4 protein-coding genes are annotated in these 8,830 nt (G+C 59.4%); all 4 read left to right on the top strand.

Translation table 11 applies throughout. From position 1 onward, the window contains the following. Nucleotides 1-326 precede the first annotated feature (326 nt). Entirely contained in the window at nucleotides 327-5,168 is a 4,842-nt protein-coding gene (locus tag ACLTXB_RS00800; RefSeq protein WP_428226054.1) for a M60 family metallopeptidase, read from the top strand. A 10-nt stretch (nucleotides 5,169-5,178) separates the two neighbouring features. Continuing rightward, nucleotides 5,179-6,498, top strand: coding sequence for an S-layer homology domain-containing protein (locus ACLTXB_RS00805; protein WP_428226055.1), 1,320 nt, complete (start codon nucleotides 5,179-5,181; stop codon nucleotides 6,496-6,498). 154 nt (nucleotides 6,499-6,652) lie between these two features. Next, on the top strand, nucleotides 6,653-7,786 hold the full coding sequence (locus tag ACLTXB_RS00810; protein WP_151075244.1) for an ROK family transcriptional regulator: 1,134 nt from the start codon (nucleotides 6,653-6,655) through the stop codon (nucleotides 7,784-7,786). Between the two features lie 235 nt (nucleotides 7,787-8,021). Continuing rightward, the coding region (locus ACLTXB_RS00815; protein WP_428226056.1) for a substrate-binding domain-containing protein at nucleotides 8,022-8,830 on the top strand (809 nt) is incomplete at its 3' end.

The raw sequence follows: 8,830 nt of genomic DNA on the forward strand, positions 1-8,830 counted from the left end.
AAAAAGATTTTCGAAAAATAAATTGCAAATAAATGTAACAAAATGTAAACATTTGTGTAATTATTATTACATAAATGAAATGATTTTTTGCAGCGCGGAAGCTGGGCAGAAGGAAAGAAAAGTTTTTCATCGCCTAAATACCCATAAAAGCGATGGGTAATTACGTTCATTTTAACCACTGCAACAAAAATAAAATTGTTTCCAATTTTTCATTGAAACTGGTGTGCGCTTCCAGTATAATGCGGCATAGTGAAGGCCGTCGGCCCCAGCCCATCCGGGTTTGGGACGGGCGGCTTAACCGCGCAATGAACAAACGATTGGAAAGGATGAACGATTTGAACCAGCTTCGACGACTGACCTCGGGCCTGCTGAGTCTGGCTCTGGTAGGTTCCACCTGTACCGCTTGGCTGCCCACCGTTGCCTCGGCCAGCCGCCAGGAGTACTCTGTTCAGACAGAGCAGGCCACCGGCTCCATTGCACTGACCCTGAGCTTTGATCTGCCCCAGCGGGTGGACGAGGTAAAGAGCCGGGATATCCAGCTCACTCTGACAGGGAACAATAAAAATATTACTGTCTCTCTAAACAACGGTTCTGCCACCGGTGCTGATGGCCTGTCCGTTTCGGTCAAGGCTCTCAACACCCATGGGGTGGAGCTGACCACCGAGAACCAGATCGGCGCCTATGAGGCTGTGATTTCCGGCCTGCCGCTGGGCACTTATAATATGGAAGTCACCGGCAACGGCTATGCCGACTGCTCCACCAAAGTCACCCTGCAGGATTACTCCCAGCACGTGCTCATGAGCACCGCTGACGGTACCTTCTCTCTGGGCGACGTGACCGGCAACGGGGTTGTAAATGCAGATGACCGCGCCGCCCTGGTTGCGCAGCTGGGTCTGACCGGCCAGCTGGACACCTACGACCTCAACGGTGACGGGGTGGTGGACGTAACCGATCTGTCCTATGTCAATAAGATGATGGATCTGGCGGCTGAGCCCCGTATCCTCTCCACCGCCGCCATCGTGGCTCCCAGGGTGGACACCTCTGCGGTCACCGTCTCTGACGGTAGCCTAGCCGACCTGTTCAATAACAGCGAGACCGCCGTCACCCTCACACCCACCCAGGATGCCGAGAAGCTCTCCATCCCCATTACCCTGGACAAGCCCACCGAGATGAGTGAGATCTCCATCTCCTCTCCCAGTGCGCAGGGCGCCATCCAGGCGGGCACCGCCCTGGTGGAGTATGAGGAAGATGACCAGGTCAAGACCATGGAGATCCCCTTCGATGCCGCCTCCCCCGAGGGAGTGTACGCCATCAGCCGCAACGCCGGCCAAAGCGTGGTTACCATCAACCTGGGTTCCAAGGTGGCCGTGAAGAAGGTCACCATCACCGTGACCAAGGTAGAGGGCCAGGAAGGTGACAAGCCTGAGTTTGCCACCGTCACCCAGATCGAGTTCCTCAAGGATATCGTGTCCGAGGAGACCAAGGCGGACACCCAGGTGAAGGGCCTGGCCGCCACCGCAGGCGACGGCGAGGTCACCCTGGTGTGGGAGAGCGTGAAGAACGTCACCGGCTACACCGTGAAGTACGGCACCAATAAGAGCGCCCTGAACCAGAGCGCCGCCTCCAACACAAACCGTACTGTCATCTCCGGCCTGGAGAACAACACCACCTACTACTTCCAGGTCATCGCCACCAACGGCGACTGGAGCGGCACTCCCTCCGCCGTCCTGTCCGTCATGCCTCTGGCCGCCAGCATTCCCGGCGCTCCCTCCAACATCCTGGTGGAGGCTGCCGACAGCGCCCTGCGCGTCAGCTGGGGCAAGACCAAGGACGCCACCTACTACCAGGTCTTTTACCGGGAGCAGGGTGCGGAGAGCTGGAACCAGTGGGGCGGCAACATCTCCGGTACCAGCACTGCCATCACCGGCCTGACCAACGGCACCACCTACGAGGTGGCTGTGAAGGCGGGCAACCATAAGGGTGTGGGTCCTTACTCTTCCATTGCTACTGGCATTCCCAACAAGGAAGGGTTTGAACTGCCGGCGCTGCCTACCGACGGACGCATCGATAATGGGGAGATCACTTCCATTGTCATGCAGGACCCCTCCAACGTAAACCGGAACCTGTGCCCCAACTTTGATGTGACCACCCACCTCACCGACAACGATCCAAACACCTACTGGATTGCTGCTACCTACACCCAGAACAGCAATATTACTTATACTTTCCGCACCACCCACGACATGAATTATCTGCTGGTGGTGCCCTATCTGGATGCTACTTATAAAAACCGTATTGCCAACTATACCGTTACGCTGAAGGGTGAGGACGGTGAGATTCTGGCTACCTATTACCGGGACGGTGTTAATATCACCGGCAGCAACTACTATATTCTCCCCTTCCCTGAAACCAAGGGAGTCAAGAGTGTTACCGTGGCTCTGGGCGAGAAGACCGGCGGTCCCCGGGTAAGCGTCTCTGAAATCGCTTTCTATGAGAGCGAGAATCTGGTCAGCGGAATTGCTGATCTCTTTACCGACGGCACCTTCACCCAGCTGAAGAGTACCGTTAAGCAGGATCAGATCACCAATCTGAAGAACCGCCTCAGTGCGCTGGGCAGCTTCTATCTGGATCTCGCCCGGCTCACCGATGAGCTGAATTTGGCCCAGGCCCTGCTGACCCAGGACAGCGATGCCCTGGGTCTGGTGAAGAACGACTTCCAGGGCCGCAGCACCTCCGCTGCCGCCGATCAGACCGCCGGCCAGAGCGCCAGCGACCTGCAGCCCCTGGGCATTACCGCCCAGGCCGGCGCCACCGTGGCCATCTACGCCGAGCTGCCCAGCGACGCCACCGTCTATGTGGTGCCCACCCAGTTCTACGGCGAGTCCGGCGTGTGGAAGGGCACTCCCGTGGCCCTGCAGAACGGCCGCAACTACATTACCATTGAGCAGATCGGCAGCCTGGCCAACCGGGGCGGCCCCCTTTATCTGACCTACTCCGGCAGCAACCCCGAGGCCATCAAGCTTCAGGCCCGTGTGCTGAATAACGCCTGGGAGATGCCGGTGCTGGAGCTGTCCAACTGGTACAGCATGGGTGAGTCCGCCCGGAAGGATGCCATCCGGACCTATGTCCAGGAGCTGTCCGCCTATGTGGCCGCTCTGCCCACCTCCGGCCTGACCACCAATGTCCGCAACGCCACCGAGATCTCCACCCCCAGCGTGCTCCTGTCCCTCCCCGCCGACCAGGTGCTTTCCGGCCTGAAGAGCGCGGGCAGCGATGAGGACGCCATGGTCAATGCCATGTATCAGAACGTGCTGGCCTGGGAGGAGGAGCTCTTCATCGCCAACAAGGTCCAGGGCATCATTGACTCCAATGCCACCCTGACCAGCTATCAGTATCCCATGACCACCCGCCAGAACATCCGCTACATGCGCATGTTCGCCGGTGCCTTCATGTACGCTGCCGGCAACCACATCGGCGTGGAGTACGGCTCTACTTCCGCTCTGGTCCAGGGCAAGCCCACTTCCGTCACCGGCGCGGGCAAGGCCAACGGCCTGTTCGGCTGGGGCATCGCCCACGAGATCGGCCACAACATGGACAAACTGGGTAAGGCCGAAATCACCAACAACATCTACTCCCTGGCCCTCCAGGCCTGGGACGGAAGCTCCATGGCCCTGGATACCCGCCTCACTGCGGACGAACGCTGGGAAACCATCTTTAATAAGGTGGCTCAGGGCCGTCCCAGCTCCGCCAACAATGTGTTCGTGCAGCTGGGTATGTACTGGCAGCTCCACCTGGCCCATGACAATGCTGCCCAGCCCCTGGCCTTCTACAATCAGTTCTTCAAGCTGTGGAAGTCCGGCGCACACAGCGGCTATACCTACGACGAGCGCGTGGCCCTCATCGCCTCCCAGGTGGCCGACCGCAACCTCACCGAGTTCTTCACCCGCTGGGGCATGACCCTCAGCGATGAGGTGAAGGGCATGCTGGACGACTACCAGACTGAGTCCCGTGCCATCTGGTATCTCAATGATGCCTCCCGCACCTACCGCCTGAATAGCGGCAGCGCCGCCAGCGGTTCCGCCACGGTCTCCGCCTCTGCCAATGAGTCCAAGGTTACCCTGAGCATCAGCCACACCGACAGCGACAAGATCCTGGGCTACGAGATCCGCCGCAATAACGTGGTCATCGGCTTTACCACCGAGAGCACCTATGTGGACGATCTGGGCGCCGCCAACAACCTGACCTACACCTACTCTGTGGTGCCCGTGGATAAGCTGGGCAACCTGGGCAGCGAGGCCAAGAGCAACGAGGTCCGGGTGGCCTACGACAAGACCATCTCCTCTGACCTGTACGACCTGAGCCATCAGGACGGTACCATTACCATCACCATGAAGAATGGCGCGTCCGTCCCCGTCACCGGCATCAAGGTGACCGGCACCGGCCTGTCCGGCAGCTACACCGTGAAGGTGAAGGCCAACGCCGGCGCCGACTGGACCACCGCCAAGACCGGTACCCTGTCTGACGACACCGTGGTGGCCTACTTCACCAAGCCCGGCGCCGCTGAGAGCGACACCCGCATCTGGACTTACGATGCCGCTGTGCTGGAGATCACCGGCATCCCCGAGGACGCTACCGTCCAGCTGCTGGACTACCTCGGCGACCGTGTGGACTTCTACGAGGGCGCCACTGTGGGCGTGCTGAAGGACGACTATAAGTACGGCGACGGCCAGGACGACGTCATCAAGAAGGGCACCCTGGTGATCCTGGGTACCTACCGCGGCGATCCCACCTACAACTATGTGAGCGTCGAGGCGGTGTACAACACCACCAGCGAGGCCGCCGAGGCCAACGGCGTCACCACCATCACCCGTGCCATAAACGGCTACGGACTGCTGCTGGCTGAGATCCCCGCCGACGGCGCGGTCAGCGACACCAGCGACGGCTTCTTTATCTTCGTGCCTGACCTGGAGAAGGAAAAGGAGCTCAACGCCCAGAGCGGCGTCACCGACGACTATCCCCTGGAGATTCGTGCGGTGTTCTACCGTACCGACGATCCCAACAATGCCGAGAGCAAGCGCGTTACCAGTGAGACCCTGTGGATCAGCTTCCCCGGGGAGGACGACTTGCCTCTGATCGACCTGAAAAGCGACCTGAGCGAACTGAACTGAAAGGATGAACATGTTGCGTAAACTTTCTGCTATCCTGATGACCCTGTGTCTGACGGTGGGGGCCATGACTCCTTTGGCCCACGCCGCCGGCGGTCTGCGGCTGGTGACCTCCTCCCAGGAGGCCGCCAGCCAGGAGGTGGGCTTCTCCGGCGTGTCCTCCAACTGCCAGAGTTTCCAGGCCACCTTTAATCTCTCTAACAGCACGGCCATCTACGACTTTATGGCCAACGACGTTCTGGATGCCCTGCCCGGTATCTATACCACCTACAAGCAGGAGGGCAGCGCCGTCACCGTCTATGTCACCACCAAGTCCGGTGTGCTGACCGGCGACGGTTCCCTGACTCTGGGCACCATCTCCGCAAACGACGGCACCAATTTCACCGTGGAAAAGGCCTCAGGTGTGAAGGTGGTGGGCTCTGACAACTCCGAGACCACCTATACCCAGGTGGACCAGGGCGGCTCCTCCGGGGGAAGCTCCTCCGGCGGCAGCTCTTCCGGTGGTTCCTCCTCCGGCGGCTCCACCACCACTACCCGGACCATCACCATCCAGAGCTCCTTCGGCGGCAAGGTGACGGCCAGCGCCTCCCAGGCCGCCCAGGGCAAAGTGATCACCCTCACCGCCCTTCCCAATTCCGGCTATGTGCTCAAGTCTCTGACTGTGACAACCGCGTCCGGCACTTCCGTGCCTGTGGCCAACCAGAGCAGCGGCAAGTATACCTTTACCATGCCCGCTGCTGCCGTCACCGTCAAGGCGGTCTTTGCCGCCCAGGAGACGGACCCCGACTTCCCCTTTGCCGATGTGGCCAAGGGCAGCTGGTACTATGAGGGCGTGCGCTACGCCTACGAGAACGGCCTGATGAGCGGCACTGGGGAGGGGACCTTCTCTCCCGACCTGCCCACCGGCCGCGGCATGCTGGTCACCATCCTCTACCGTCTGGCGGGCAGCCCCGCTGCAGGCAGCGCCTCCTTTACCGATGTGGCCAAGGGCCAGTGGTATGCGGACGGTGTGGCCTGGGCCAGCGCCAACGGTGTGGTCTCCGGCTATCCCGACGGCAGCTTCCGGCCCAATGACACCATTACCCGGGAGCAGATGGCCGCTATCCTCTACCAGTACGCCCGCATCCAGGGTAAGCTGGATGACAGCCGGGCCGATCTGTCCATCTTCTCCGATCTGGATTCCCTCAGCGCCTATGCCAAGGAGCCCATGAGCTGGGCCGTGGCCCAGGGCCTGTTCAGCGGCGTGTCTGCCGATACCCTGGCTCCCGGTGGTTCCACCACCCGCGCCCAGGCGGCGGTCATTTTGACGGCCTTCTCCAAGGCACAGGGCTAAAAGACTCCTGTATATGGAAAAAAGGAAGGAAATCCTCCATAAATGCAGCAAAAAAGCGGCCGATCCCGGCCGCTTTTTTGCTGTCTCCCGTTTACAATGGAATGGGACCTGTGATATAATAAAACCACTTTTATAAAAGTGAGGGGGAGCAACGATGTGCGCCCACAGACCACTGTCCACCGTTGAGGTGCGCAAACAGAATCGAAATCGCGTCTATCGCCACCTGATCACCCTTTGGGAGCCTGTCACCAAGCAGGAGCTGGCGTTTCGCCTGTCCATGAGTCTGCCCACCCTGTCTCAAAACCTCAATGAATTGGCGGAGATGGGACTGATTGACCGCTCAGCCACCACCGACTCCACCGGCGGACGGCGGCCCAGGCTGATCGCGCCCCTGCCCAATGCCCGGTTTGCCCTGGGCGCGGAGCTGACCGGAGGGGATCTGCGCCTGGTAGCGGTAAATCTGCGCCAGGAGACAGTGGCCTACCAGAAGATCATCCTGCCCTTTTCCAATACGGCGGAGTATGGAGCCCGCCTGGCCGAGCTGATCGAGGTATTTTTGGATGAAAATCATCTGGACCGGGACAAGCTGCTGGGCGTGGGGCTGACGCTGCCGGGCATCATCGGCCCGGACCAGAGTACCATTGAATATGCTCCCACCATCGGCGTGCATACCTCCACACCCTGCCGCTTTACCAGCGCCATTCCCTATCCCACCCTGTTGGACAACGACGCCAACTGCGGCGGATTTGGGGAGTGGTGGAACCGCACCGATCAGCAGAGCATGGCCTATCTCTCCCTGAGCCGGGGCGTTGGCGGTGCCATTCTGGTAGGTGGGCAGCTGTACGATGGTATCAGCCATCGGGCCGCTGAGTTTGGCCACATGTGCCTGCATCCGGGAGGCCGCCGCTGTGAGTGCGGCCGCCAAGGCTGTCTGGAGGCCTACTGCTCCGCTGCGCGCATCTCCGACGATTTGGACGTTACTCTGGAGGTGTTCTTCCAGCGCCTGGAACAGAGCAACTCTCCCTATCAGGAGCTGTGGAAGAACTATCTGGAGGACCTGGCCACCGCAGTTACCACCATCCACACGATTTTGGATTGCCCAGTGATGATCGGGGGAGCGGTCTCTCAGTATCTGCCGCCTTACCGCAGCCAGCTGGCCAAGCTCATCCGGGAGCTGGACCCCCTGTCCGACCAGACCGACTTTTTCACCTTCTGCCCCAGTTACAGCCGCTCCATCTGTATTGGCGCAGCCACCCGTTTTCTCTACGATTTTGTCAATCAACTCTGAGTATTCCACCGCCCTGAAGGGCGGTGGAATTTTTTGTTGTCAATCTGTTCAAAGTTAAATGATTCAATTTGTACAAGACGCTAAATGTACAAATTTGAAAAAATGCTGTTGACATTCGAATTTGTTTTGTTGTATTCTATGGACAGAAAGAGAAAGGATTTTTACAAAAGTTCTTTCTCTAACTCGGAAGCCGTCGAATGTCGGCGGCATCATTTTAAATGAAGGTGCGATTGAAATGAAAAAGCGTATCCTGGCTCTTGCTCTGTCTGCGGCCATGGCCCTGTCTCTGGCTGCCTGCTCTGGCGGCGGCGATGCTTCCGGCTCTGGTTCTGGTTCCGACTCCGGTTCCGGCTCCAACTCCGGCGAGACCAAGAAGGTCGGCCTGTCCATGCCCACCCAGTCCCTGGAGCGGTGGAACCGTGACGGCTCTTACCTGGATGAGCAGTTCAAGAGCGCCGGCTATGAGACCATCATTACTTACTCCGACAACGATACCAACCGTCAGGTCAGCGACATCCAGAACATGATCGCTGAGGGCGTGGATCTGCTGGTGGTGGCCGCCATCGACGGCGAGACCCTGAACACCGTGATGAACGAGGCCGGCGAGGCTGGCATTCCCGTCATCGCTTATGACCGTCTGATCATGAATGACAACGTTTCCTACTACGTGTCCTTTGATAACTACACCGTCGGTACCCTGCAGGGCCAGTACATCGTGGATGCCCTGGATCTGGAGAACGCCGCCGGCCCCTTCAACATCGAGCTGACCGCCGGTGACCCCGCCGACAACAACGCCGGCTACTTCTTCCAGGGTGCTATGGACGTGCTCCAGCCCTACATGGATTCCGGTAAGCTGAATGTGGTTTCCGGCCAGACTGACTTTGACGCCGTGGCCACCGATAAGTGGGATACCTCCACCGCTCTGGACCGTGCTCAGACCGTGCTGGCTTCCTACTACGCTGACGGCACCCAGGTCGATGCCTGGCTGTGCTCCAACGACTCCACCGCTCTGGGCGTGGCTCAGGCCATCGAGTCTGACTACAC

The sequence above is a fragment of the Flintibacter sp. genome (assembly GCF_046973065.1).

Bases quoted from the DNA above. Each gene is read 5' to 3' on its own strand.
- ACLTXB_RS00800 (WP_428226054.1), top strand. From the start codon at position 327: ATGAACGATTTGAACCAGCTTCGACGACTGACCTCGGGCCTGCTGAGT.
- ACLTXB_RS00805 (WP_428226055.1), top strand. From the start codon at position 5,179: ATGTTGCGTAAACTTTCTGCTATCCTGATGACCCTGTGTCTGACGGTG.
- ACLTXB_RS00810 (WP_151075244.1), top strand. From the start codon at position 6,653: ATGTGCGCCCACAGACCACTGTCCACCGTTGAGGTGCGCAAACAGAAT.